The sequence below is a fragment of the Streptomyces djakartensis genome, from assembly GCF_014651075.1.
GTDB lineage: Bacteria > Actinomycetota > Actinomycetes > Streptomycetales > Streptomycetaceae > Streptomyces > Streptomyces djakartensis.
In genome coordinates, this window is sequence record NZ_BMWE01000005.1 from 132,099 (window position 1) to 156,129 (window position 24,031).

Here is a 24,031-nt window from a genome sequence, read left to right on the forward strand (position 1 = left end):
CGAACAGCGCCGAAACGCGGTCGCGTGCCTGCTACACAGAAGACGCCGCCCGATACGACGCGGCGCCCTTCCCCCCTCTTCAGCCCGGGAGACGCCATGCTGTCCGCAGAATCCGCCGCAGTGGTCCGTGCCACCCTGCCCGCCGTGGCCGGAGCGCTCGACGAGATCACCACCCGCTTCTACGGCGCGATGTTCCGCGACCGGCCGGAACTCCTCGACGGGATGTTCAACCGCGGCAACCAGGCCAGCGGAGCCCAGCGCCGCGCGCTGGCCGGCTCGATCGCCGGGTTCGCCACCGCACTGCTCGCCGATCCCGGCACCCGCCCTGACGCGCTGCTGGACCGGATCGCGCACAAGCACGCCGCCGTCGGCGTCACCGACGATCAGTACACGATCGTGCACAAGTACCTGTTCGGGGCGATAGCCGAGGTACTCGGCGACGCGGTCACCCCGGAGGTGGCGGCCGCCTGGGACGAGGTGTACTGGCTGATGGCCGGTGCCCTGATCGGCCGTGAGGCCCGCCTGTACCAGGACGCGGACGTCGAGCCCGGCCGCGTCTGGCGGCAGTGGACGGTCGTCGAGCGCCGCACCGAGACCGCCGACGTGGTGTCCTTCGTCCTCCGCCCGGCCGACGGCGAACCCGCGCCGAGGGCGCGGGCCGGCCAGTACGTGAGCGTACGGGTCCTGATGGCCGACGGGATCCACCAGCTGCGCCAGTACAGCCTGTCCTGCGACCCCGGCGGGAACCTGCGCCGCATCACCGTCAAACGTGTCGCCGCCACGCCGGACACCCCGGACGGCGAGGTCTCCACCCTCCTGCACGAGCAGGTCCGCGAGGGAGACGAACTGACCCTCTCCGCGCCCTTCGGCGACGTCTTCCTCGATGACCCGGCCGACGCCACCACCCCGGTCGTCCTGGTCTCGGCGGGCATCGGCGGCACCCCCATGACCGGCATGCTCGCCCATCTGGCCGCCCAGGGGTCTACCCGTCCGGTGCTGGTCCTGCACGCCGACCGCTCCCCCGCCGAGCACGCCCTGCGCACCGAGACACGCGAACTCGTCGGGCGGCTGCCGGGCGCCCGCGCCGTCTTCTGGTACGAGCGTCCCGGCCCGGAGGAAGCCGGCTCCCGTGCGGGCCTGATGAACCTCGACGGCATCGGACTTCCCGAGGACGCCACGGTGTTCCTGTGCGGCCCGCTGCCGTTCATGCGCGACATCCGCGCGCGACTGCTGCGCGCCGGAATCCCGGCGCGGCGCGTCCGCTACGAGGTCTTCGGCCCCGACCTGTGGCTGCCCGGCACCGCGGCCTGAACCACGCCGAACGCCCTTGATTCCGAGGAGGAACCCGTGATGACCAGTGACAAGACTCGGCCCGCGCCCGCGGTGCGGCTGCGTACCGACGGCCCGGTGGACGAGGAGACCCTGCAGTACGCGCGTACGAAGGTCGACGCCGTCGTGGACCGGCCGGGACTGCCCTCCGTCACCGGCGAGGTGCGGATCGTGCGGGCGGCCGCTCACCACGCGGACCGCCCCTGGTCGGCCACGGCGGATCTGCACGTCGGCGGGCGGCAGATCATCGTCCTCGCCGAAGCGGCGACGGGCACGGAACTCGTCGACCAGCTCCAGGACCGGCTGCGCCGGCAGACCGACAAGGCCGCCCACGCGTGGGACCACGGCAACCGCACGGTGGCCCCGCCGTGGCGCGGCGGCCGGCGGTCCGCGTGACGCCACGGTCAGAACGAGCCCGGCCGGTGACGGTCCGCCGGCCGGGCGCCTGTGCGGTTCCGATCGACCGGCTGCGACGAGGAGTTGTGTGATGGCGAAGGCGTATCTGGTGGGCAGCGGGATCGCGGCGCTGGCCGCGGCCACGTTCCTGATCCGCGACGGCGGTTTCGACGGAGCCGACATCCACTTCTTCGAGGAGCAGCGACGGGTGGGCGGCAGCCTGGACGCGGACGGCACGGCGCACGCCGGCTACACCATGCGCGGCGCGCGGATGTTCGAGACGGAGTACCGCTGCACCTACGACCTGCTCTCCGGCATCCCCAGCCTCGACGACCCCTCCGTGTCGGTGACCCAGGAGATACTCGCCGGGCAGGAGGAGTTCGCCTGGGACGACATCGCGCGCCTGGTCGACGGCGACGGAAAGGCCGTCGACACCCGCTGCATGGGGTTCTCCGAGCGTGACCGGCTGGAGTTGGTCCGCTGCCTGGCCACCCCCGAGGGGCACCTCGACGGCAAGCGGATCACCGACTGCTTCGGCGAGCACTTCTTCACCACCACCTTCTGGATGCTGTGGTGCACCACGTTCGCCTTCCAGCCCTGGCACAGCGCCATCGAGTTCCGCCGCTACCTCAGGCGCTTCCTCCACCTCCTCCCCCGGTTCTCGTCCCTGTCCGGCGTCCACCACACCCGCTACAACCAGTACGACTCCGTCGTGCGCCCCCTGACCGCCTGGCTGCGCGAACACGGCGTCACTTTCCACACCGGATGCCACGTCACCGACCTCGGGCTCGCACCGGGCTGCCGGAGTACGCGGGTCGAGTACATACAGCTGTCACGTCACGGCCGTGACGAGCGGATCGAGGTGGTCCCCGAGGATCTGGTCCTGGTCACCAACGGCTCCATGACCGATGCCTCCCGCCTCGGCTCGCACACCGCCGCACCGTCCCCGCCTCCCCATCGCTCGGACGCCTGGCTGCTCTGGCACCGCCTGGCCCGCGGGCGCGACGACTTCGGCAACCCGGACGCCTTCGACAAACACGTCAAGGAGTCCCGCTGGGAGTCGTTCACCGTCACCTCGAAGGATCCCGCCCTTCTCAAGGCGCTGGAGGAGTTCAGCGGCCGCGAGACCGGCAAGGGCGGCCTGATGACCTCCACCGAGTCCAACTGGCTGCTCACCGTCGTCGTGCCCCGCCAGCCCGTCTACCGCGACCAGCCCGGGGACGTCTCGGTCTGGTGGGGCTACGCCCTGTTCCCCGGCCGCGCCGGCGATCACACACCCAAGCCGATGACCATGTGCTCCGGCCGGGAGATCCTCGAAGAAGTCCTGCACCACCTGCCGTTCGACGACACGGTGACGGCCCGTGCCCTGGAGACCTCCACCGTCGTGCCCTGCCTCATGCCGTACGTCACCAGCCCGTTCCTGGCCCGCCGTCGCGGCGACCGGCCGCAGGTGGTGCCCAGCGGATCGGTCAACCTGGCCTTCATCGGACAGTTCGCCGAGGTGCCCGACGACGTCACCTTCACGGTCGAGTACTCCGTGCGCACCGCCTGGACGGCTGTGGCCCGGCTCCTCGGGCTCGGCAGGCAACCGCCCGCCGTCCACAAGGGCCACCACGATCCCCACGTCCTGGCCGCCGCCCTGGACACGATGCACCGCCGGTAGCCCGGCGGCAGCGGGTCGCTGTCAGTGGTGGGTGGCAGCATCGGTTCCATGACGGACACCACGCGATTCGACTGGCGGTCCTTCCTGTTGAGGTGGAGCGGGGAGTGGGCGGACTCCCTGACGGACGACGAGGTGAGGAACGAGGACGACGAGGGCGCCCGGCAGGCGCGGTGGCTGGGGTTCCCGCCCGCCTCCGAGGAGCTGATCTCAGCCATGGAGGAGCGCCTCGGCCGGCGAATGCCCCCGTCGTACCGGGAGTTCCTGAAGGTCAGCGACGGGTGGCGGCACGCGGGCGGGTTCGTGTGGCTGCTGGCGGGGACCCGGGACGCGCACTGGCACGACAACGAGTCGGGGCTCGCGGACATGGCCGAGGAGTACCTGGACGAGGACGCCGGACCCGGGGGGCGGCGGGAGGCGGACCTCTGGCGGGAGGGTCTTCAGCTCGATGCCGAGTCCGACGCCACGTACGTCCTCCTGGACCCCGGGGACGTGGACGAGGACGGCGAGTGGGCCGTCTACACGTGGGCGAGCTGGCGTGCCGAGTCACCCGAGCGGCACGCGAACTTCCTCGAGTTCATGCGGGACATGTACCGGGAGTTCCACAGCCTGCGGGCGCACCGCGGCGACGGGGAGCCGCCGTTCGTCAGCGACACGACCCGAGAGCTGGACGCCCAGGTGGAGCGGGCCCGGCTGGAGGCGCTGCGCGGCGGCTGGGAGCGGGCCCTGAGGGAGCTGGACGAGGCCAAGGAGTACGGCAGACCGAGGGCCGCCGGGCTGGGCGACCAGATACGCCGTCTGCTCGGAGAGTCCCACGCGGTGTACTTCGACGGCGTGGTGACGGACCCGACGTACGCGCCCGAGCTGCTGCCGCCGCTGGTCGCCGAGCACGCGGCGCACTCCTACCGGGGCGACTCCGGCCTGAGGTTCCAGCTGCGGGGCGCCGACGAGGAACTGGTGTCACTGGCTTACGCGACGCTGGATCAGGTGCGCGACGGGACGTACCGGTACGAGCCGGCCGGACCGTTCGGGGAAGCGGTCGAGCGGGCGCGGGAGCTGGCCCGGTGGGGAGACACCGACGGGGCGTGGCGGACGCTGATGGGAGCTCTGCCCTTGTGGGAGCCCCTGGGTCCGGACCACTTGGCGCCGCTGGGTTGGTTGGCCGACCCCCTGCTCGGGCCGCTGCTGACCCCGGAGCGTGGCGCCGAGCTGCTGTCCACGCCGAGGGCCGGGCAGGCGGGTGAGGCACCGGGGCCGGTGTCCCGGCTCGACCCGGGCGGTCTGGCGTGGCTCGCGGAACCGGACCCCGGCGGCAACCGCACGGCCTACCGGTTCGTGCTGGTGGAGGGGGTGGGGCCGGAGGAGTTGCCGGGACGTCTCGCGGACGGGGACGGCGCCGCGCTGGACGAACCGATGACGGCCTGGGAGGCGCGCCGCAGATGGCTGCGCGGCAAGAGGGAGTTCTCGTCCTTCGAGGACAGGGCACTGATGGCGGTGGGCCGGGCCGGTCCCGGCTGGAGTTTCGCCTTCGACGGCGATGCCTCCCTCTTCGACCGGCGGCGGTTCGTCTGCCCGGCCGCGAGCGCCAGTGCGGGCACCCGCGCGGTGGTGGTGTGGAGCGGCCTGCGGGCGTGCCACAGGGAACCGTTCTTCCACCTGTCGGTGGCGCGAGACGGTGCCGAGCAGTACGCGTTCACGTACGCGGACGGAGAGGTCCGATCGAGCGGGGAGATACCGCGGGCACTGGATCCGGGCCGGTTCTTCGGGGACGTGGAGGACGGGGCCGGGGTGGAACGGCCGCTGCTGGAAGCGGTGGCCGCGGAGTTCGGTGTCCACCTGCCGCGTCACGCCATCGTGAACGGGCGGCTGCACACGTTCGCCACCCGCTCCTGGAGGCGACCGCCCGCGGAGGGCGAGACCTACACGGTGATCCGGATCGATTACGGGGACTCGACCCCCGCGGACTAGCCGTCGCCCCTGGTGGCTACAACGGCCCAGGTGCGATGCGGGACTTCGATCACCTCGCCGGGGAAACGGTCGCGGAGCACCCCGGCGAGCGCGTCGTCGAATCGGTCCACGTCCTCCGGCGGCAGGCTGGCGCCGACTCCGGCACTGGCCCGGATCCGGCCCCGCCACGCCTCGGGCGGGTAGGGCACGGCCAGGTCGAAGGAGAACGTCTCGATGCCGGTGAAACCCGCGGTGGCCAGGTCGGTCAGCCAGCGCGGGTACAGGCCGGTGCCCCCGCCCATCGTCCAGGCCGGGTTGAAGGAGAGGATCAGCTCCTCGGTCGCCTCGACCACGTTGCCCGGCAGTGGCAGCCAGTCGAAGTGGGCGATGACCACCCGGCCGCCGGGGCGCAACAGCCGCCGCACCTCGGCCGTGGCCTTCGGCGCGTCGAACCAGTGCCAGCACTGGCCGGCCGACACCACGTCGTACGACCCGCCCGGCAGCCCCGTCGACTCCGCCGTGCCCACCCGGTAGTCGATCTCCACTCCGGCTTCCCCGTCGAGCACCCGGGCCTGGTCGAGCAGTGAAGCCGCCGGGTCCACGCCGGTCACCCGCGCCCCCGCGAGCGCGAACACCCGGGCCAGGGCGCCGGTACCGGTCCCGAGGTCGACGACGTCCTCGCCGGGGAAGGCGATGCCGTGCCGGTACAGGTGAGTGACGATCTGCGGTGGGAATCCGGCGCGGTGGCGGCCGTAGTCCTGCGCGGTGAGCCCGAAGTCAGGACGGAAGGTGCCGGTCATGGCGTTCTCCAAGGATCGGAAGGGGGTCGGGGCCCAGGAGGGAGCGGTGGCTACGCGTCGTCCGGTACCGGTGTCACCGGCCTCACGGTTCGCCGGGAACGCCGACGCCGGTCAGCGCGCCGACGGGATCCAGGTCGGGAGTGCCGCGCGGCCACCAGTCGTCGCGGCCCGGCTCGGACTCGTAGGCGTACCACAGGCCGTCGCGGCCGAGGCGGAGCTGGAGGTGGCCGTGCGGGTGGGTCAGGCGGTTGCGCCAGGGGCGGAAGGCGGGCAGGTCGGCGGCGAGCAGGAGCGGGCGGGCCCGGTCGAACCGGCCGGCCGGCGGGTCCCACGGTTCCTCCAGTACGGCGAGGCCCTCAGGTCCGCCCTGCCGCCAGGCGGCGACCGCGCGGGCGAGGTCGGACGTGGTGCGGCCCGCCGCGGAGGCGAGGGAGGAGTAGAGCGCCCGGGTGCCCGCGGTCAGTCCCGAGCCGGGGCGGGCCGCGGCCAGGCGGACCGCGTCCTCCCAGAGCGTCAACTGCCCGACCGGGTCCCGGCCCGTGGCGAGCAGGGCGTGAGCCCTGGCGGCGGCGTCGGTGGCCAGCTGGTCCAGGGCGAAGGGGTCCGGGCCCCCGGGTGAGGCCGGGTAGGCCGGAGGCTGCTCGGGGTGCGGAGGAGGGGGCAGCGGGGCGGGCAGCGGCGGGAGGGTGCGCGGCTCGAGCATGTCTTTGGCCCGCACGCCGGGGAGCGGCGCCGGTTCCTTGTCCTGAGCGGCGCGCGCCGCCCTCGTGGCGCTGAGCCGTGACAGGGCGTCGAGCAGTTGCCGTTCACCCCGGCCACGCAGCAGGAGCAGCACGAAGGGGTCGGCGTCGAGCAGCCGCGCGGTCTGGTAGCAGAGGGCGGCGGCGTGCTTGCACGGATGGCCCCGGTCAGGGCAGCTGCAGCGCGGCTCCAGGTCACCGGGGCGCGGCAGCAGGGGCACGCCGCAGTCCGCGAGGGACTGGGGCAGCTCCTTGTCGAGCAGGGCCGCGATGTGCCCGGGCCGGTCGGCGGCGGAGTCCAGGAACCGCTCCCAGTCGGACTCGTCCAGCGTGCGCAACCGGACCTGCACGCGGTACGGGCGCGGACGGCTTCCCCGCACGTACGCCAGGACCAGTCCGGGCGTCACGGTGATGGCGTCGACATTCCCCTGCCCGGCATACCCCCGCCCTCGCTCCAGCCGCTTGACGTCCAGCGCGCCCTGCTCCAGCGCGGCCACCCAGGCGTTGCCCCACCAGCTCTCGGCGAAGCCGTCGCCGTCCGGCTCCCGGGGCGGCAAGGCCGGGAAGGTACGGCGGAGTTCGCTGTCCCGGCCGGGGGCGGCCATCGAGCGGGGAGCCCGGGTGTTGTGAGGGCTGTCAGCGGAGCGACGGACCGACGGCGGGGTGGTGGGTGACCCGGGGCCGTGGGGAGGTGGGGTGGCTGTGGCGGCGGGAGTGCCGCTGCCTTCGGTCGCGGGCGCGGCGGCAGCGCTGCGCGGCGAGCCGGCCCTGGTCGGGGGCGAGTCCTCCTGGCCGGCCTGCCCCGGGCCCTCGGACGCCGGGTCCGCACCACTCGCATCGCCGGCACCCTCCGGAAGGGCCGCACCCGCCACCGCGCCCGCACCCCTCGGAAGGGCATGGGCGCCCACCTCGCCCGCACTCTCACGCAGAGCCGGGCCACTCGCGGCACCACCCGTACCCTCCCGCAGGGCAGCGCCACCCACATCGCCCGCACCCCCACGCAAGGCCTGGGCGGCACCCACATCGCCCACACCCTCCCGCAAGGCCGGGGCGTTCCCGGCACCACTCGCACCCTCACGCAGGGCCGGGGCGTCAGCGGCACCACCCGTACCCTCGGGCTTCAGCTCGGGGTCGCCCGTATCGCCCGGGGCCCCGGGCATCCGGAAGGCGTCCGACAGCAACTGCCGTACGTCATGCGCTTCGTCTCCGACGGCGTGCTCGCGCGCCCGTCGGGCGGCTGCCGCCCGCTCGTCCACACGCCGCTGCCGCGCCCCGCGCCTGCGCCGGGCCCCTTCGTTCTCGGTCTCCTCCCGCGCCCGCCGCGCGTCGTCCCGGGCGGCGCGCAACGCCTCGCGTGCGATGTCCGCCGCGCGTGGGGCGGGCCGGTCGGTGCTCCCTCCGTGGCCGGTCACCGTGTTCTCCGGTGGGGCGGCGGGCCGGCCCACCTCGGGGGCGGCGGCGTCGGCCGAGTCCGTCCCGGCCAGGCTCTCCCCGCTCTCTGCCTCCGGCCCCGCGACTCCCGCCGTGTCCGCCGTGAACTGCCCCGGCTCACCGGCTGCCGCGTCGGCATCCCCCGCCGTGCCCGTGTCACTCGCCGGCCGTGCGCCGCCCGGGTGTTCGGACACCGCCCTTCGCAGTGCCTCGCGGGCCACGTCCGCCGGCCGGCGGGGCTCCTGGCCTGCGGCGCTTGCGGACGACGGGGGCGCGGGGCGGGAACCCGGTGCCGTGTCCTGGTCGCGTGGTGCCCGCTCCCGGGCCGCGCGCAGCGCCCGGCGGGCCTCGTCGGAGGGGCGGGAGGTCATCGAGGCCTCCTGCGGCCGGTCATGACGTCCTCCGCAGGGACACCAGGTCGGACAGCTCGCGGTCGGTCAGTTCCGTGAGGGCCGACTCGCCGGAGCCGAGGATCGCGTCGGCCAGGGCCCGCTTGGCCTGGAGCATGTCGGCGATGCGGTCCTCGACCGTGCCCTCGGTGATGAGGCGGTGGACCTGGACGGGCTGGGTCTGGCCGATGCGGTAGGCCCGGTCGGTGGCCTGTTCCTCGACGGCCGGGTTCCACCAGCGGTCGAAGTGGACGACATGGCCCGCCCGGGTGAGGTTGAGGCCGGTGCCGGCCGCCTTGAGGGACAGCACCAGGACCGGGGCCGAACCGGCCTGGAAACGGTCCACCATGCGCTCCCGCTCGGGGACCGGCGTGCCTCCGTGCAGGAGGTCGACCGGGACCGCCCGGGAGGCCAGGTGCGAGGTGATCAGCCGGGCCATCCCCACGTACTGCGTGAAGACGAGCGCGGAGCCGTCCTCGGCGAGCAGGGTGTCCAGCAGCTCGTCCAGCAGGGCCAGTTTGCCGGAACGGGCGGCGAGCCGGTCACCGGCCGGCGCGTGCTCCTCCTTCAGGTACAGCGCGGGGTGGTCGCAGATCTGCTTCAGCGAGGTCAGCAGTTTCAGCACCATGCCCCGGCGGGCCATGCCCTCGGCGGTCTCGATGGCGAGCATCGACTCGCGGACCACCGCCTCGTACAGCGCGGCCTGTTCGCGGGTGAGGGGCACCGGATGGTCGGTCTCCGTCTTGGGCGGGAGTTCGGGCACGATGCCCGGGTCGGACTTCTTCCGGCGCAGCAGGAAGGGCCGGACCAGGCGGGCGAGGCGCTCCACCGCCTCCGCGTCCTCGCCGTTCTCCACGGCCCGGGCGTGCCGGGCGCGGAAGGATTTCAGCGGGCCGAGCAGGCCCGGGGTCGTCCAGTCGAGCAGCGCCCACAGCTCCGACAGGTTGTTCTCGACCGGTGTGCCGGTCAGGGCCACGCGAGCGGGGGACGGGATGGTGCGCAGCGCCTTGGCCGTGGCCGAGTAGGGGTTCTTCACGTGCTGGGCCTCATCGGCGACGACCATGCCCCACGCCTGCTCGGCCAGGGCGGGGGCCGCCGAGCGCATCGTGCCGTACGTGGTGAGGACGAAGCCGCCGTCCAGGCCGGTCAGGCTGCGGTCCGGGCCGTGGAAGCGGCGGACGGGGACGCCGGGTGCGAACCGCGTGATCTCCCGCTGCCAGTTGCCCAGCAGCGAGGCCGGGCAGACCACCAGGGTGGGCTCGCGGCGGGCACGTTTCAGATGCAGGGCGATGAGGGTGACGGTCTTGCCCAGGCCCATGTCGTCGGCGAGGCAGCCGCCGAGGCCGAGGGAGGTCATCAGGTCGAGCCAGGCCAGGCCCCGGAGCTGGTAGTCGCGGAGGGTGGCGTGCAGGCCGGGCGGCGGCTCGGCCGGGCGTACCCCTGAGGTCAGACGGTCGCGCAGGGCGGCCAGCGCGCCGGCCGGTACGGCCTCGACGGTCTCGCCGTCCACCTCGGCGGTGCCGGTGAGGGCGACGGACAGCGCGTCGACCGGGTCGAGCAGGCCCAGGTCCCGCTTGCGGGCCTTGCGGACGAGGGCCGGGTCGACCAGCACCCACTGGTCGCGCAGCCGGACGACGGGACGGTGGGCCTCGGCGAGGGCGTCCATCTCGGCCTCGGTGAGCGGGTCGCCGCCGAGCGCCAGCTGCCAGCGGAAGCCGAGCAGGTCCTCGCTCTCGAAGAAGCCGGTGCCGTCGGTCGCCGAGCCGGGGGCCGGCCGCACCACCGCCGTGGCGGACAGGTCCTGGGCGAGGTCCCGCGGCCAGTGCACGGCGACCCCGGCCGCGGCCAGCCGGGTGGCGGCGACGCCGAGGAGGTCGTTCAGCTCCTCCTCGGTCAGCGCCAGCACATCGGGCACGTCCCGGTCGGAGAGCCGGTCGAGCGGGGGCCAGATCCGGGCCGCGCGGCGGACGGCGAGAGCCGAGTCCACGCGGGCGCGGGGGCCGAAGGCGTCACCGGCCGCGCCCGCCCACAGAGCTGCGGCGTCGGTGACGAGGGTGGGGTCGGCGAGGCTGTGCACCTGGACGATCGCGGCGCCGGCGCTGCGTACGCCGCCGCCGGAGGCGTCGTCGAACAGGTCGTAGGCCGAGAGGTCCAGGCGGAGCGAGATCCGCACGCCCGCGTCCATGCCGGCGGCGACCTCGGCGGCCCAGTCGTGGGCGTCGGGCAGGTGCTGGGCACCGCGGGCGGCGAAGGGCCTGCCGGTGGCGTGGGGCGCGGCCGGGGTGCGGGGCAGGGTGTCGGCGACCGCGTCGAGGAAGGCCCGCACCAGGGCTTCCGGCTCGGGCAGCCGGATCGGGCCCGGCCCGGGCAGCGGGACGGCGTGCCCCTCGCAGGGCAGGGCGGCGGCCACCGCGCGCAGGTGGGCGATGTCGTCCGGGTCGAGCGGGCCGGCGCGCCAGGCGTCGTGCCCGGTGGCGGTCAGGCCGGGCAGCAGCCGGCCGCGCGCGGTCAGCCGCAGCGCGTGCAGGGCGGCGGCTCCCCAGCAGGCGGTGGCGGGGTGGGCCGCCGGGTCGTGCCGGGCGCGCACCAGGAGCGGCAGGGCCGTGTCCAGCGGGAGGGACAGCGCCGGGGTGGTCCGCCGCCGGACACCCGCGCCGTGCCGGCGCACGACGGTCAGCTCGGTGTCCTCGGAGGGCAGGAGCTCGCCCTCGGGGTCCCAGAAGGCGACGCGTCCGTCGCGTGGGAGGGGCGCGGGCAGGAAGACGGCCGGGAGCCGGACCGGGACCCTCGCGTCCCCCGCCCGCTCGGCCACCGCGGCCGTGTCACCCATGTGTCCTGTCACCTCCCGCCCCTTCGCCGGACCAGTTGTCTCCGACTCTACGGGCGAGGTCTGACAACCGGCCCCGGCGCAGGGGTCAGGGCACCGTCCGGGACACCACGTACACCCACGGATACGCCGGGTTGGACAGGTCCACGACCACGTCGTGCGTGGGGGCCGGGTTCTGCTGCCGGTGGACGAAGCCGTACCACCCGTCGGCCTCGGGGAACTTCCAGCCGGTGATCTTCCGGTCCCGGGCGCCGATGGTGACGGCCCCGTCCTTCAGGTCCTTCCGGGTCACGCCCAGGCCCGTCAGATAGGCGTCCAGACCGGCCGCGTTGGTCTCGAACTGGGCGTACAGGCGGCTGGTCCGCCAGTTGTTGGTCTCGTAGTACGCCACGTGCCAGGCCGGGTGCGGGACGGGCACCTGGTAGATGCGGCGCTGGAGCTTGGACGGCCAGCCTGCGGTCAGGCCGGTGGCCGAGTACTTCGCTTCCTTGTCCTTGCCGCTGTCCCGGCTCTGGTTCGCGGAGATCACCAGGTAGCCGGCGGGGATGCCGATGAGCAGCACGATGATCAGCAGGGTGAGTGCCCGGCGGCGGATCATGTGGCGGCGGTCCTCGGCCGGATGCTCCCCCTCCGGCCAGGAGCCCTGGTGCGGCAGGGAGGCGGTCACAGCGTCTCCTGGGTACTGCGGCGGAACTGCGCGTACCGCTCGTAGCGCTCGTGCCGCTCCACCCGGCGGCGCTTGGCGCGCCGGAAGCGGCGGGCCACCAGCCGGGCCAGGTCGGCGGCGCCGACCATGCCTGCCTCGGGGCCGAGCTGGGCCCGGGTGATACGGGCCTCGGGGCGGTAGCCGCGGCCCGTCAGATGCCTGCGGAAGGCGTCCCTGGCGGGGCCGATGAGCAGGTCGTCGGCGGCCGAGACGCCGCCGCCGATCACGAAGCAGGAGGGGTCGAGAGCGGCGGCGAGGTTGGCGATGCCGACGCCCAGCCACTGGCCGATGTCCTGAAGCAGCTCGATGCACATGGCGTCGCCCTCACGGGCCAGCTCGGTGATCATCGGGCCGGTGATGTCGGAGACGTTGCCCTTGACGTGCTCGATGATCCCGTACGCCACCGGCGAGTCGGCCGCGGCCAGTTCGCGTGCCTCGCGGACCAGGGCGTTCCCGGAGCTGTACTGCTCCCAGCAGCCGCGGTTGCCGCACGGGCAGCGGTGCCCGCCGGGGACGACCTGCATGTGACCGAACTCGCCGGCGACGCCGTACTTGCCGCGCTTGACCTGTCCGTCCTCCAGGATGGCGCCGCCGATGCCGGTGCCCAGCGTGATCATGACGAGGTGGTCCTCGCCGCGCCCTGCGCCGAATCGCCACTCCGCCCAGGCGGCGGTGTTCGCGTCGTTGTCCACGAGGACCGGTACCGAGAGCCGGCCCGAGAGGCGGTCGCGCAGCGGTTCGTTGCGCCACGACAGGTGGGGGGCGAACAGCACGCGGTTGCGGTCGGCGTCGACCCAGCCGGCCGCGCCGATGCCGACGGCGTGCACGTCGTGCCGGTCGGACAGGTCCAGGACCAGCTCGGCGATCGTGTCCTCGACGACCTTGGGGCTCTTGGACTTGTCCGGGGTCTCGGTGCGGACCTTCTCCAGGATGTTGCCGTCGGCGTCGACGACGCCCGCCATCACCTTCGTACCGCCGATGTCGATGCCGACCGTCGGCACGCGGGGTGCCGTCAGGAGTGAGCGGCGCTCCCGGGTGCCGACCGTGCGGAGCGCGGTGGCGCGGCGGGAGCCGATGGGGGCGGTGAAGTCGCGGTAGGTGCTCATCGCCGCCGATTCTGCCTCACGGTGAGGCAGGGTGCGGAGCACAGGGGTGATGCGGATCGTCGCGGCTGTGCGGGTGCGTGGGGGCTTGTCGCGCCGTTCCCCGCGCCCCTCAAGGACGCACGAGCAACTGGAATTCGAAGGAATAGCGCGTCGGACGGTAGGTGTGCGTGCCGTACTCGACCGCGCGGCCCGTGTCGTCGAACGTGACGCGTTGCATGGTCAGCAGCGGAGCCCCCGTCTCCTCCACCAGACGGTCCGCCTCCTCCGTCGTCGCCGCCCGGGCGCCGATCGACTGGCGGGCGCTGTGGAGGGTGATGCCGGCGGCGCGCATCAGCCGGTAGAGGCCGGTGGCCTCCAGCTGGTCGGTGTCCAGGTCGATGAGGCCGGGGGGCAGGAAGTTGCAGAGGTGGGCCATGGGCTCGCCGTGGGCGAGGCGGAGGCGTTCCACGCGGTGGACGTCGCTGTCCTCGGCGACGCCGAGCGCTGCGGCGACCTCGGCGGAGGCGGGGACGAGCGTGTTGACCAGTACCTTGGTGGCCGGGCGCTGCCCGGCCGCCTCCAGGTCGTCGTAGAGGCTGCTGAGCTCCAGGGGGCGCTTGACCTGGCTGTGCACGACCTGGGTGCCGACCCCGCGGCGGCGGACGAGGAGGCCCTTGTCGACGAGCGACTGGATGGCCTGGCGGACGGTCGGCCGGGACAGACCGAGCCGGGCTGCGAGTTCGATCTCGTTGCCCAACAGGCTTCCGGGGGTCAGCGTGCCGTGCTCGATGGCGGCCTCGAGCTGCTGGGACAGCTGGAAGTACAAGGGCACGGGAGAGCTGCGGTCCACGCTCAGCTCGAGCTGCACGGTCGGGTCCACTTCTGGTTTCGGCACGGGCCGAGCGTAGCTCCGTGCGTTGTTGACGGGAAGTCGTGTAGTCAGATTGTCCGGACATATGGATTGACAGCGGCGGGCTGGGGACGCACTTTGTTTCCATGCGCATCGGGGTCATCGGGACGGGCCGTATCGGCACGATCCACGCGAAAACGCTCAGCCGGAACCGGGACGTCGGATCCCTGATCCTCACGGACGCGGACACCGCGCGGGCCCAGGAACTGGCCCACCGGCTGGGTGAGACGGCGGCGCCGGGTGTGGAGGAGATCTTCCGGTGGGGGGTCGACGCCGTGGTGATCACGACGAACACGTCGGCTCACGCCGAACTGATCGGCCGGGCAGCACGCTCGGGGCTGCCGGTCTTCTGCGAGAAGCCCATCGCGCTGGATCTGCCGGGCACGCTCAGCGCGATCGCGGAGGTCGAGACGGCCGGGACGGTGCTCCAGATGGGCTTCCAGCGGCGCTTCGACACGGGGTACACGGGCGCGCGGGAGGCCGTGCGGTCCGGCAGGCTGGGGCGGCTGCACACCGTACGGGCGCTGACCAGCGACCAGACGCCGCCGCCGGCCGCGTGGCTGCCGCTGTCGGGCGGGCTGTACCGGGACACGCTGATCCACGACTTCGACGTGCTGCGCTGGGTGACCGGCCGGGAGGTGGTGGACGTGTACGCGGCCGGGTCCGACGCCGGCCCGGCGATGTTCCGCCAGGCCGGTGACGTGGACACCGGCGCGGCGCTGCTCACCCTCGACGACGGCACCCTCGCGACCGTCACCGGAGCCCGGCTGAACGGGGCGGGTTACGACGTCCGCATGGAGCTGGCCGGGGAACTCGACCAGATCGTGGTCGGACTGGACGACCGGACGCCGATCGCGTCCACCGAGCCGACCGGGCCGCCGGCCGCGGACAAGCCCTGGACCGGCTTCCTGGAGCGCTTCGGCCCGGCCTACGAGGCGGAGCTGAACGCGTTCGTCGAGGTCGTACGGGGCGAGCGGCCCAACCCCTGCGACGGGCGCGAGGCCCTTCAGGCGCTGCGTATCGCCGAGGCGTGCGAGCTGTCGCGGCGGGAGCGCAGGCCGGTCCGCCTGGTGGAGATCGCCGGCGGGGCGGCGGCCCGGGCGTTAGTCTGAGGGCCGGGATCGCCCGGCGGTTCAGTGCCCCTCCTGTTCCCCGTCCAGCAGGCCCGCGTCGTAGGCGAGCAGCGCGATCTGCACACGGTTGTTGAGGTCGAGCTTGGCCAGGATGCGGGAGACGTGCGTCTTGACGGTGGCGACGCTCATGAAGAGGCCGGTGGCGATCTCGGCGTTGGACAGGCCCCGGCCGACCGCGACGGCGACCTCGCGCTCGCGGTCGTTGAGGGCGGCCATGCGCTCCCGCGCCCGCGTGCGACGGGTGTCGGCGGCGGTGCCGACGGCGTGCCGCATCAGCTGGCGGGTCACGGTGGGCGACAGGACCGGGTCGCCGGCGGCGACCTTGCGCACCGCCGCGAGGATCTCGGCCGGCGGGGTGTCCTTGAGAACGAATCCGGCGGCACCCGCGCGCAGCGCCCGCAGCACCTGCTCGTCGGCGTGGAAGGTGGTGAGGACCACCACCTGCGGGGCGTCGTCGCGGGCGCGCAGCCGCTCCGTCGCCGTGAGACCGTCCACCGTCGGCATCCGGATGTCCATGAGGACGACGTCCGGGCGGGTGCGGTCGACGAGCGTCTCCGCCTCGCCCCCGTCGGCCGCCTCCCCGACGATCTCGATGTCGTCGGCGCCGCCCATCATGAAGGACAGCCCGGCCCGCACCAGCGGATCGTCGTCGACGAGGAGCAGTCTGATCGCAGTCATGGGCCCAACGAAATCACGGCCGGGGCGGGCACGGGGCCGCAGAGGTGTGACCGTGCGACGCCGACGTCACCTCGGCGGCGCCGCGTTGACGGACCGTGGGCTCACGCGCACGGCGGTCCCGAGCCGGCCGGGGGCCGGTGCCGGGCCGTCCCGTGCGGGCCCCACGGCAACCATGCGCGCACCTCGAACCCGCCTTCCCGGGTGTACCCGTGCTCCAGGCCGCCGCCGGCGAGGGTCGCCCGCTCGGTCAGCCCGATCAGACCCTGCCCGGATCCGGGTACGGGCGGCACCTCACCCTCGGGAGACGGGTTGCGCACGGTGACGGCCAGGCCGTCGCCGGGTGCGCCGGTGACGGACACCGTGACCTCTGTCCCGGGGGCGTGCTTGCGGGCGTTGGTGAGGCCCTCCTGGGCGATCCGGTAGGCGGTACGGCCGACGGCGGACGGGACCGCGGCCGGGTCGGTCACGCGGTGGTGCAGTGAGACCTTCATGCCGGCTTCGCGGCACTCGGCGACCAGCGTGTCCAGTGCCGCGAGCGTGGGCTGCGGACGCCCCGTGTCGTCGGGCTCGGCCGCCCTGAGGACGCCGATGATCTCCCGCAGGTCCTGCAGGGCCTCGTGGGCGCTCTCCCGGATCACACCCGCCGCCCGCGCCGTCTCCGCCGGGGGCGCGTCGGGCCGGAACTCCAACGCGCCCGCGTGCACGCTGAGCAGGGTCAGCCGGTGGGCGAGCACGTCGTGCATCTCCCGCGCGATGGCCTCGCGGGCGAGCCGCTGTGCCTGCTCGGCCCGCAGCCGCGCCTCCGTCTCGGCGCGCCGGGCACGGTCCCTCAGACTCAGCATCAGCTGCCGCTTGGACCGCACGAACATGCCCCACCCGACGATGGCCACGGTGAGCAGGACGGCGAGGACCACGGTCACGAGGTAGGGCAGGTCCGGGTCGGGACGCAGCCAGTAGATCAGCGGGGCCATGGCGGCGCCGGTGCCGCCCACCCAGGCCACGTAGCGGAAGGGGCGGTGCACGGCGAGGGTGAACAAGGCGATCGCGCCGGCGCCGCCCGCCGTGTCCGAGACCACGGTGACGGCGGTCAGCGCCACGGCCAGCCCCAGTGGCCAGCGGCGCCGCAGCCACACCGCCGCGCAGGCCAGCGCGCCGATCACCTGGTCCAGGACGACCAGGCCGAGTGGCACCCGGGGGTTGTCGTTGATCGCCTCGGCGGCGAGCACACCCACCAGCACGGCCAGCAGGAAGCAGGAGAAGTCAACGATCCAGTCGCGGGCGGTGCGCCGGGGCCGTCGCCCGGCCCGGGTGGTGTCGGGGTCCAGTTCGTGGAGCAGGGCCGACGGGATGAACCATCTGGGCCCGGTGAAGAGCGCGGGTGTCTGCTCCGCCGGTACCGGGGAGGACCGCCCCGCCTTGTCACCACTCACGGACGGCAAATCTACGCAGCCCCGGCGCACTTCACCCCGCTGCGGACGGGATCGTCGACCAAAGTCGCCCCGGCGCAGACTTTCGGCGGGGCCGGACCGGCGGAGCCGGGACTCACGTCCGAGGAAGCTCGCCCCGCGGCCGATGTGCGCAGGAGGTCCGCGGGGCGAGGCTTTCCGCCATGAAGCAGGTACTGGAGATTCTCGGCTTCCTCGCCCTGGTCCAGGGCGTGGCGGGCCTGGTGCACGAGTTCACCGGCTGGAACTGGGGCCTCGTGCGGCGACCGGGCGTCCTCGACGGCTACGAGGTCTACGCGAGCATCGCCCTGCTGGTGCTGGGCATCGCCCTGTTCGCGGCCGCCGGGAGCCGGAAGTCGTCCTGAGCGGCTGGACGGACCGCCTCAGCAGCCGTGGTCGACCAGGTCGGACGACGCGTGGTGATCGGCCGTGCCACCGTGTACTCGCGGTAGCAGCCGGACGGCTGGCTGGGCAGGACGCCTTCCGGTGAACTCCGTGGCCTCACCGGGAAGTCGGGCCGGCGGCCGGGCCCGGCTACGCGTTCTCCGGCAGCCCGAACTCGCCGTACCGAGGGCGGCCCGCCAGGTCGTACGTCTGGACCGAGACTCCCGCGCCGGTGACGCTGCCTCCGGCGTGCTCGAACGCGGTCGGCCGGGCCCCTTCCGGGAACAGCCGGAACCCGCTGCCGAGCACGACCGGGAAGGTCAGCAGATGCAGCGTGTCGACGAGGTCGAGCGCCAGCAGGGACTTGAGCAGGGCGCCGCTGCCGTGTACCTGGACCTCGCCGTCGGTGTGCTCCTTCAGGGCGGTGACCTCCTCGGCCAGGTCGCCGGAGAGCACGGTGGTGCCCGCCCACCCGGGATCCGTCAGGGTCGAGGAGGGCACGTACTTGGGCAGGGAGTTGAGCTTGGAGGCGACCGGGTCGCCGGGGTCGGTCACCTTCGGCCAGTACGTGGCGAAGATGTCGTACGTACGGCGGCCCAGCAGGAAGGCGCCCGGCCGGGTGAAGACCTCGCTGATGAAGCGGCCGAAGTCGTCGTCGGCGTACGGGAAGCTCCAGCCGCCGTGGGTGAAGCCCCCGCGGGTGTCCTCCTGGGGCCCGCCGGGGGCCTGGTAGACGCCGTCGAGCGTGACGAAGAGGGTGGAGACGAGCTTGCCCATGGCGGTGTTTCCTTCCAGGGACGAACGGGATCTGTTGCCATCGGTTCAGACCCCGGGGACATCCGCAACTCATCGCCGGCCCGTACGCCTCTTCGGCGGGAGGACCAGAACTCCGTGTCCGTTCGCCGCCAGCGCTCCGGTCGGCCCGGGGCTGGGATGGGCACATGACTTCTTCTCAGGGAACTCTCGACGGCAGGACGGCGCTGGTGACCGGCGGCAGCCGGGGCATCGGCGCGGCGACGGCGCTGCGGCTGGCCCGGGAGGGCGCGGATGTGGCCGTCGGCTATGTGAACGGCAAGGAGGCGGCCGAGGACGTCGTACGGGCCGTGGAGGCGCTGGGGCGCCGGGCGGTGGCGGTGCGCGCGGACGTGGCGGACGCGGACGACGCGGCCGGTGCCGTGGCCACGGCGGCCGAGGCGCTCGGCGGCCTCGACGTGCTGGTCAACAACGCCGGGGTGGGGGTGCTCGGGCCGCTGGAGACCCTGTCGCTCGCGGATGTGGACCGGGTGCTCGCCGTCAACGTACGCGGTGTCTTCCTCGCCTCCCAGGCCGCCGCCGCGCGGATGACGGAGGGCGGGCGGATCATCACGATCGGCAGTTGCATGGCCCAGCGCGTGCCGGGCCCCGGCGGGACGCTGTACGCGATGAGCAAGGCGGCTCTGGCCGGCCTGACGAAGGCCCTGGCGAGGGAGCTGGGCGGGCGCGGCATCACCGCGAACCTCGTCCTGCCGGGCCCGACCGACACCGATATGAACCCGGCGGACGGACCGTTCGCGCCGGGCCAGGCGGCGATGACCGCGCTGGGCCGGTTCGGGACGGCGGACGAGGTGGCGTCGACGGTGACCTATCTGGCCGGCGCGACGTATGTGACCGGGGCGGAGTTCGCGGTGGACGGCGGGCACGCGGCGTGAGACAGGCGGGCGCACCGGGCCGCCGGGCCGGTGCGCCCCACCGGCCGGGTGGCTGGGCCCTGAAGTGACCACGCCGCACCGAGGCGGCCACGCGGCGTGCGGTGCCGTCTCTCGGCGTGCTGCCCGGAAGCCCTCGTACTGCGCGTACTGGGCTTCCAGCCGGTGCGGCGATTGGGGCCCCTGCTCGAAGAGCTCGGGACGGACCCTAGCCGCCCAGCTCCTGGTGGCGTGCCGCGAGGCGGCTGAGGCCCTCCTGGGTCAGTGAGCCGAACAGGCGCAGCCGGGAGATGCCGCCGTCCGGGAAGATGTCCACGCGGGCGTGCGTGCCGACGGCCGGGGCGGGCAGGACGAAGCGGTGGTCGGTGTCGGGCTGGAGGCGGGTGCGGGGCAGGATCTCGTGCCACTCGCCGTCCTCGCCGTCGCGCACGGACACCGCGGCCCAGCCGGCGCTGTTGCCCTTGAGGTACGCGGTGTCGATCTCCAGGGCGCGGATCCGGGCCTGGGCCACCAGCCGGTAGCGGATCCAGTCGTGGCCCTGGTCGCGTCGGCGGCGGGTCTCCCAGCCGTCGTCCATCTGGCGGGAGCGGCCCGGCTGGATGGTGTTGCCCGCCGGGGAGTAGAAGAGGTCGGAGGCGTCCTCGGCCCGGCCGCCGTTCTCCAGGGCGACGACGTCGAAGGTGCCCAGCGCCTCCAGCCACCCGGGGTCCGGGACGGCCTCGCCGTACACGCGCAGGCGTGCGATGCCGCCGTCGGGGTGCTGGTTGACGCGCAGGTGCGTGAAGCGCCGCTCCACGCGGACCTCGAAGCCGTTCGCCGCGTGGCCGCCGACCGGGGTGCGCGGGACCAGGGTCGTCCACTTCACGTCGTCGCCGAGGAGTTCCTCCGGGGACGGTGAGCCCGGCACCGACGTTCCCTCGACCGACACCGCCTGCGGGTAGTTGCCGCGGAAGTGGGCCGTGTCGACGACGATCCCCCGGATCACGCCCGGCGCGCCGAGGCGGACCAGCGCCCAGTCGTGGTCCTCGGCGGCGGGCCACGGGTGGTCGGCCGAGGCGCCCCGGCGGCGGCGCGTCTCCCAGCCGTCCATGATCTTGCCCTTGTGCCCGAAGCGCTCGGGGTCGAACTCGGCGCGCCCGGGCAGAAGCAGGTTCTCGCGCTGGGCGAAGAACTCGTCGTTGGCGGCGACGACCCCGGCACCGAGGCGCCGGTCGGCGAGGTCGGCGTACCGGGCGAAGGGGAAGTCGGCGGTGCGGTAGTCCGCGTACGGGTCGCCGCCTCCGTAGGGGTTCGCGTCGCCGGTGAAGCTGGGGATCGCCGTCACGGGTGGTGCCTTTCGGGAGTCGGCCGGTGGGTTCGCGGATGCGGGGGTGGTCACGGCCGCCTGGTGAGGAGTCGGCCCTTCGGTTCGGTGAACTCGCCGTCCGCGACGATGCGCTGTCCGCGCAGCCAGGTGGACTTCACGACGCCGTACAGGGTCCTGCCCGCGTACGCCGTGACGTGGTTGCGGTGCTGGAGGGCCGCCGGGTCGACGGTGAAGGTCTCGTCCGGGGCGAGGACGGCGAAGTCGGCGTCACGGCCCGGCGCGATGGCGCCCTTGAGCGGGTCCAGGCCCACCAGTTGGGCGGTACGCGAGGACATCCAGCGGACCACGTCCTGCAGGCCGTGCCCCCGCCTGCGGGCCTCGGTCCAGACCGCCGCCAGACTCAGCTGCAGCCCCGAGATGCCACCCCAGGCGGTGGCGAAGTCGTCCGTCTTCAGGTCGGCCGTGGACGGGGAGTGGTCGGTGACGACGCAGTCGATGGTGCCGTCGGCCAGGGCCTGCCAGAGCAGGTCCTGGTTGGCGGCCTCGCGGATCGGCGGGCAGCACTTGAACTCGCTGGCCCCGTCGGGGACTTCCTCGGCGGTGAGGGTCAGGTAGTGGGGGCAGGTCTCGACGGTCAGCCGGACGCCGTCCGCCTTCGCCTCGGCGATCAGCGGCAGGGCGTCGCCGGAGGACAGGTGCAGGACGTGCACGCGCGCGTCGAGCGCCCTGGCCTCGCGGATGAGCCGGTCGATGGCGGTGTCCTCGGCGTCCCGCGGGCGGGAGGCGAGGAAGTCGGCGTACCTGGGGCCGCTTCGCCGGGGTGCCGAGGAGAGCCGGTGCGGGTCCTCGGCGTGCACGATGAGAAGCCCGTCGAAGGCGGCGATCTCGGCCATCGCGCGGGCGAGCGGGCCCCGCTCCAGGTGTGGGAACTCCTCCACGCCGGACGGTGACAGGAACGCCTTGAAGCCGAACACCCCGGCTTCGTGCAGCGGGCGCAGGTCCCTGACGTTGTCCGGCAGGGCACCGCCCCAGAAGCCGACGTCGATGTGCGCCTTGTCGGCGGCGACCCGCCGCTTGGTACGGAGGTGCTCGACGGTCGTGGTCGGCGGGATGGAGTTGAGGGGCATGTCGACGAGCGTGGTGATACCGCCGGCCGCGGCGGCGCGGGTGGCGGTCCAGAAACCCTCCCACTCGGTGCGGCCGGGGTCGTTGACGTGCACGTGGGTGTCGACCAGGCCGGGCAGCAGGACGTGGTCGCCCAGGTCCTCGAGCCGGGCCCCCTCCGGCAGGGGTGCGTCGTACGGGAGGACGGCCGTGATCGTGCCGGCGGTGACCGCGACCGAAGCGGCGCGGGTCCCCTCGGGGGTGATGACTCGCGTCGAGCGCAGCACCAGTTCAGCGTCGGACACCCGAACCCCTTCGCTTCCGTCTGATCCGTCTACCCGTTTCCGCCTGCTTCCGCGTAACGGAATTCAACTTTCTGTTGAAGGAGTCTTCACTCCCTCTCTCCCACCGTCAAGGGCACACTGGAACTACCGCACCCCGCACGCAACCAACCCTGGAGGCTTCCGCAAAGCGGAATAACGTTTCCAACAAGCAGAACGTAGCTACGGACAAGCGGGGAGTCAACCGACCGCCGGGTAGGCTTCAGCTCTTCCGCCAGCCCGAAAGGAACGCGCCGTGCCGACGTCCAGCGCCAGCACCACCGACTCCGCCCGGTCCTCCGCCAACGGCGGAGTCCAGTCCCTGGAGCGCGCCTTCGACCTGCTCGAACGGATGGCGGACGCGGGCGGCGAGGTCGGCCTGAGCGAGCTGTCCGCGAGCAGTGGGCTGCCCCTGCCGACCATCCACCGCCTGATGCGCACGCTGGTGTCCTGCGGGTACGTGCGTCAGCAGCCCAACCGGCGGTACGCGCTGGGCCCGCGCCTCATCCGCCTGGGCGAGTCCGCCTCCCGGCTGCTGGGCACCTGGGCGCGGCCCTATCTCGCCCGGCTGGTCGAGGAGACCGGCGAGACGGCGAACATGGCGCTGCTGGACGGGGACGAGATCGTCTACGTGGCGCAGGTGCCGTCGAAGCACTCGATGCGCATGTTCACGGAGGTGGGGCGGCGCGTGCTGCCGCATTCCACGGGCGTGGGCAAGGCGCTGCTCGCCGGCTTCCCGCCGGAGGAGGTGCGCGCGCTGCTCGCCCGCACGGGCATGCCCGCCGCGACAGAGAAGACGATCACCACGCCCGACGGGTTCCTCGCCGCCCTGGAGGACGTGCGCAGCCAGGGCTACGCCATCGACGACAACGAGCAGGAGATCGGCGTCCGCTGTCTGGCGGTCTCGGTGCCCGGCTCCCCCACGGCCGCGGCCATCTCCATCTCCGGCCCGGCGGGGCGCGTTACGGAGGAGGCGACGGAGAAGATCGTCCCGGTGCTCCAGCAGATCGCCGGCGAACTCTCCGAGGCCCTCGCGAGCCAGAGCCCCGCCTGACGCACTGACGCGACGCGAGCGGGTCCCGGCCCGGCAACGGCTCCGTACGGGCCGCCGCGGAACAGCACTCCGGTGCGGTGGCGCGGGCGGTCACGACAGCCGCGGAGCCACCGCGCCCCGGACGGAGCGCGTACACCCGAGAAGGACAGCCCTGCCGCGGCGGTCCCGCACCGGGCGACCGGTTTCTTCCGGGCGAACCGGCTCACCCCGGGCCGCTCACGAAAGTGGCCCCGTCGCCCCGCGGGGGCGGCCGCGCGGCGTCCGCTGCATGCTCTCGGCGTGCCCCCCGGGAAGCCCCCAGCAGGCCCTAGCCGAGCCCGCGCACCGGCCCTCCGAAGAGGTCGACGGTCCGGCGCACCTCCGCCAGTTCCGGGGACAGCGCGCTCACCGAACCGATCGCACCGGCGATCAGCAGCAGTGAGCGGCGCAGCCGCGGGACCTCGGGAGTACCCTCGGCGGCCATCGCGTCCAGGGCGGCCAGTTCCTCCTCGGCGATGCTCCGGTCGGCGAACTCACCCGGGTGGGCGGCGAGCCGGCGGCGCAGCCGCGCCACGGCGGAGCGCAGCTCCGTCACGCGCGGATCCTCGCCGCCGCTGGTCACAGACCCCTGCCGCCTCTGCTCCACGCTCCGCAACACAGTCCTCCCCCTCGCACCTCGCCGTGCGCCTGCCTTCCGGCCCGGGCACGCCCGGCCGGTCGGTG

20 protein-coding genes are annotated in these 24,031 nt (G+C 73.6%); 8 read left to right on the plus strand and 12 right to left on the minus strand.

Annotated features, from left to right (window positions below; genetic code table 11):
• Nucleotides 1-96 precede the first annotated feature (96 nt).
• From IE212_RS10425 to IE212_RS10440, 4 genes are read left to right on the plus strand one after another with little or no spacing between them, the layout of a single operon-like run.
• Nucleotides 97-1,311: a globin domain-containing protein gene (locus IE212_RS10425; protein WP_190197470.1), complete on the plus strand. Its 1,215-nt coding sequence runs from the start codon at nt 97-99 to the stop codon at nt 1,309-1,311.
• A 39-nt stretch (nt 1,312-1,350) separates the two neighbouring features.
• Complete coding sequence (locus tag IE212_RS10430) at nt 1,351-1,725, plus strand: hypothetical protein (protein ID WP_190197471.1); 375 nt, start codon at nt 1,351-1,353, stop codon at nt 1,723-1,725.
• Between the two features lie 49 nt (nt 1,726-1,774).
• Complete coding sequence (locus IE212_RS10435) at nt 1,775-3,388, plus strand: oleate hydratase (protein ID WP_268250648.1); 1,614 nt, start codon at nt 1,775-1,777, stop codon at nt 3,386-3,388.
• Nucleotides 3,389-3,436: 48 nt separating this feature from the next.
• The gene (locus IE212_RS10440) at nt 3,437-5,353 is read left to right on the plus strand and encodes an SMI1/KNR4 family protein (protein ID WP_190197473.1); all 1,917 of its coding nucleotides are present in this window, start codon (nt 3,437-3,439) and stop codon (nt 5,351-5,353) included.
• On the opposite strand, the gene IE212_RS10445 is transcribed toward IE212_RS10440, so the two are convergent.
• The 6 genes from IE212_RS10445 to IE212_RS10470 form a co-directional block, all read right to left on the minus strand.
• A complete protein-coding gene (locus IE212_RS10445) occupies nt 5,350-6,132 on the minus strand; it encodes a class I SAM-dependent methyltransferase (protein ID WP_190197474.1) in 783 nt (260 codons plus the stop codon). The two genes, IE212_RS10440 and IE212_RS10445, sit on opposite strands and share 4 nt — an antisense overlap.
• An 82-nt stretch (nt 6,133-6,214) precedes the next feature.
• Nucleotides 6,215-8,674, minus strand: coding sequence for an SWIM zinc finger family protein (locus tag IE212_RS10450; RefSeq protein ID WP_229864197.1), 2,460 nt, complete (start codon nt 8,672-8,674; stop codon nt 6,215-6,217).
• Nucleotides 8,675-8,693: 19 nt separating this feature from the next.
• Nucleotides 8,694-11,522, minus strand: a complete 2,829-nt coding sequence (locus tag IE212_RS10455; protein ID WP_190197475.1) for an SCO1167/SCO6262 family helicase — start codon at nt 11,520-11,522, stop codon at nt 8,694-8,696.
• 85 nt (nt 11,523-11,607) lie between these two features.
• Nucleotides 11,608-12,186: a sugar kinase gene (locus tag IE212_RS10460; protein WP_190197476.1), complete on the minus strand. Its 579-nt coding sequence runs from the start codon at nt 12,184-12,186 to the stop codon at nt 11,608-11,610.
• Nucleotides 12,183-13,331, minus strand: coding sequence for an ROK family glucokinase (locus tag IE212_RS10465; protein WP_190197477.1), 1,149 nt, complete (start codon nt 13,329-13,331; stop codon nt 12,183-12,185). The genes IE212_RS10460 and IE212_RS10465 overlap by 4 nt, the downstream gene beginning before the upstream one ends.
• A 109-nt stretch (nt 13,332-13,440) precedes the next feature.
• On the minus strand, nt 13,441-14,178 hold the full coding sequence (locus IE212_RS10470; protein ID WP_190197696.1) for a GntR family transcriptional regulator: 738 nt from the start codon (nt 14,176-14,178) through the stop codon (nt 13,441-13,443).
• A gap of 128 nt (nt 14,179-14,306) precedes the next feature.
• On the opposite strand from IE212_RS10470, the gene IE212_RS10475 reads away from it, so the two are divergent.
• On the plus strand, nt 14,307-15,332 hold the full coding sequence (locus IE212_RS10475; RefSeq protein ID WP_190197478.1) for a Gfo/Idh/MocA family protein: 1,026 nt from the start codon (nt 14,307-14,309) through the stop codon (nt 15,330-15,332).
• Between the two features lie 21 nt (nt 15,333-15,353).
• On the opposite strand, the gene IE212_RS10480 is transcribed toward IE212_RS10475, so the two are convergent.
• Nucleotides 15,354-16,031, minus strand: coding sequence for a response regulator (locus tag IE212_RS10480; RefSeq protein WP_190197479.1), 678 nt, complete (start codon nt 16,029-16,031; stop codon nt 15,354-15,356).
• Between the two features lie 101 nt (nt 16,032-16,132).
• A complete protein-coding gene (locus tag IE212_RS10485; RefSeq protein WP_190197480.1) occupies nt 16,133-17,461 on the minus strand; it encodes a sensor histidine kinase in 1,329 nt (442 codons plus the stop codon).
• Between the two features lie 179 nt (nt 17,462-17,640).
• Here IE212_RS10485 and IE212_RS10490 point away from each other — a divergent pair, with 179 nt between their 5' ends.
• Nucleotides 17,641-17,841 (plus strand): hypothetical protein, encoded by a 201-nt coding sequence (locus IE212_RS10490; RefSeq protein WP_190197481.1) that lies wholly within the window; start codon nt 17,641-17,643, stop codon nt 17,839-17,841.
• A 169-nt stretch (nt 17,842-18,010) separates the two neighbouring features.
• Here IE212_RS10490 and IE212_RS10495 read toward each other — a convergent pair whose 3' ends face one another.
• Nucleotides 18,011-18,637 (minus strand): dihydrofolate reductase family protein, encoded by a 627-nt coding sequence (locus tag IE212_RS10495; protein WP_190197482.1) that lies wholly within the window; start codon nt 18,635-18,637, stop codon nt 18,011-18,013.
• Nucleotides 18,638-18,801: 164 nt separating this feature from the next.
• Between IE212_RS10495 and IE212_RS10500 the strand changes: the two genes are divergently transcribed.
• The gene (locus IE212_RS10500) at nt 18,802-19,548 is read left to right on the plus strand and encodes an SDR family oxidoreductase (RefSeq protein WP_190197483.1); all 747 of its coding nucleotides are present in this window, start codon (nt 18,802-18,804) and stop codon (nt 19,546-19,548) included.
• 205 nt (nt 19,549-19,753) lie between these two features.
• Here the strand turns inward: IE212_RS10500 and alc are convergent, their stop codons facing one another.
• Both alc and allB read right to left on the minus strand, forming a co-directional pair.
• A complete protein-coding gene (alc, locus tag IE212_RS10505; RefSeq protein WP_190197484.1) occupies nt 19,754-20,869 on the minus strand; it encodes an allantoicase in 1,116 nt (371 codons plus the stop codon).
• A 50-nt stretch (nt 20,870-20,919) separates the two neighbouring features.
• Entirely contained in the window at nt 20,920-22,260 is a 1,341-nt protein-coding gene (allB, locus tag IE212_RS10510; protein ID WP_190197485.1) for an allantoinase AllB, read from the minus strand.
• A 271-nt stretch (nt 22,261-22,531) separates the two neighbouring features.
• Between allB and IE212_RS10515 the strand changes: the two genes are divergently transcribed.
• Nucleotides 22,532-23,329: an IclR family transcriptional regulator gene (locus IE212_RS10515; protein WP_190197486.1), complete on the plus strand. Its 798-nt coding sequence runs from the start codon at nt 22,532-22,534 to the stop codon at nt 23,327-23,329.
• A 307-nt stretch (nt 23,330-23,636) separates the two neighbouring features.
• Here IE212_RS10515 and IE212_RS10520 read toward each other — a convergent pair whose 3' ends face one another.
• The gene (locus IE212_RS10520; protein ID WP_190197487.1) at nt 23,637-23,966 is read right to left on the minus strand and encodes a DUF5955 family protein; all 330 of its coding nucleotides are present in this window, start codon (nt 23,964-23,966) and stop codon (nt 23,637-23,639) included.
• Nucleotides 23,967-24,031 lie beyond the last annotated feature (65 nt).

Bases quoted from the DNA above. Each gene is read 5' to 3' on its own strand.
- IE212_RS10440 (WP_190197473.1), top strand. From the start codon at position 3,437: ATGACGGACACCACGCGATTCGACTGGCGGTCCTTCCTGTTGAGGTGG.
- IE212_RS10465 (WP_190197477.1), bottom strand. From the start codon at position 13,331: ATGAGCACCTACCGCGACTTCACCGCCCCCATCGGCTCCCGCCGCGCC.
- IE212_RS10425 (WP_190197470.1), top strand. From the start codon at position 97: ATGCTGTCCGCAGAATCCGCCGCAGTGGTCCGTGCCACCCTGCCCGCC.
- IE212_RS10430 (WP_190197471.1), top strand. From the start codon at position 1,351: ATGACCAGTGACAAGACTCGGCCCGCGCCCGCGGTGCGGCTGCGTACC.
- IE212_RS10500 (WP_190197483.1), top strand. From the start codon at position 18,802: ATGACTTCTTCTCAGGGAACTCTCGACGGCAGGACGGCGCTGGTGACC.
- IE212_RS10455 (WP_190197475.1), bottom strand. From the start codon at position 11,522: ATGGGTGACACGGCCGCGGTGGCCGAGCGGGCGGGGGACGCGAGGGTC.
- IE212_RS10445 (WP_190197474.1), bottom strand. From the start codon at position 6,132: ATGACCGGCACCTTCCGTCCTGACTTCGGGCTCACCGCGCAGGACTAC.
- IE212_RS10450 (WP_229864197.1), bottom strand. From the start codon at position 8,674: ATGACCTCCCGCCCCTCCGACGAGGCCCGCCGGGCGCTGCGCGCGGCC.
- IE212_RS10495 (WP_190197482.1), bottom strand. From the start codon at position 18,637: ATGGGCAAGCTCGTCTCCACCCTCTTCGTCACGCTCGACGGCGTCTAC.
- IE212_RS10490 (WP_190197481.1), top strand. From the start codon at position 17,641: ATGAAGCAGGTACTGGAGATTCTCGGCTTCCTCGCCCTGGTCCAGGGC.
- IE212_RS10480 (WP_190197479.1), bottom strand. From the start codon at position 16,031: ATGACTGCGATCAGACTGCTCCTCGTCGACGACGATCCGCTGGTGCGG.
- IE212_RS10475 (WP_190197478.1), top strand. From the start codon at position 14,307: ATGCGCATCGGGGTCATCGGGACGGGCCGTATCGGCACGATCCACGCG.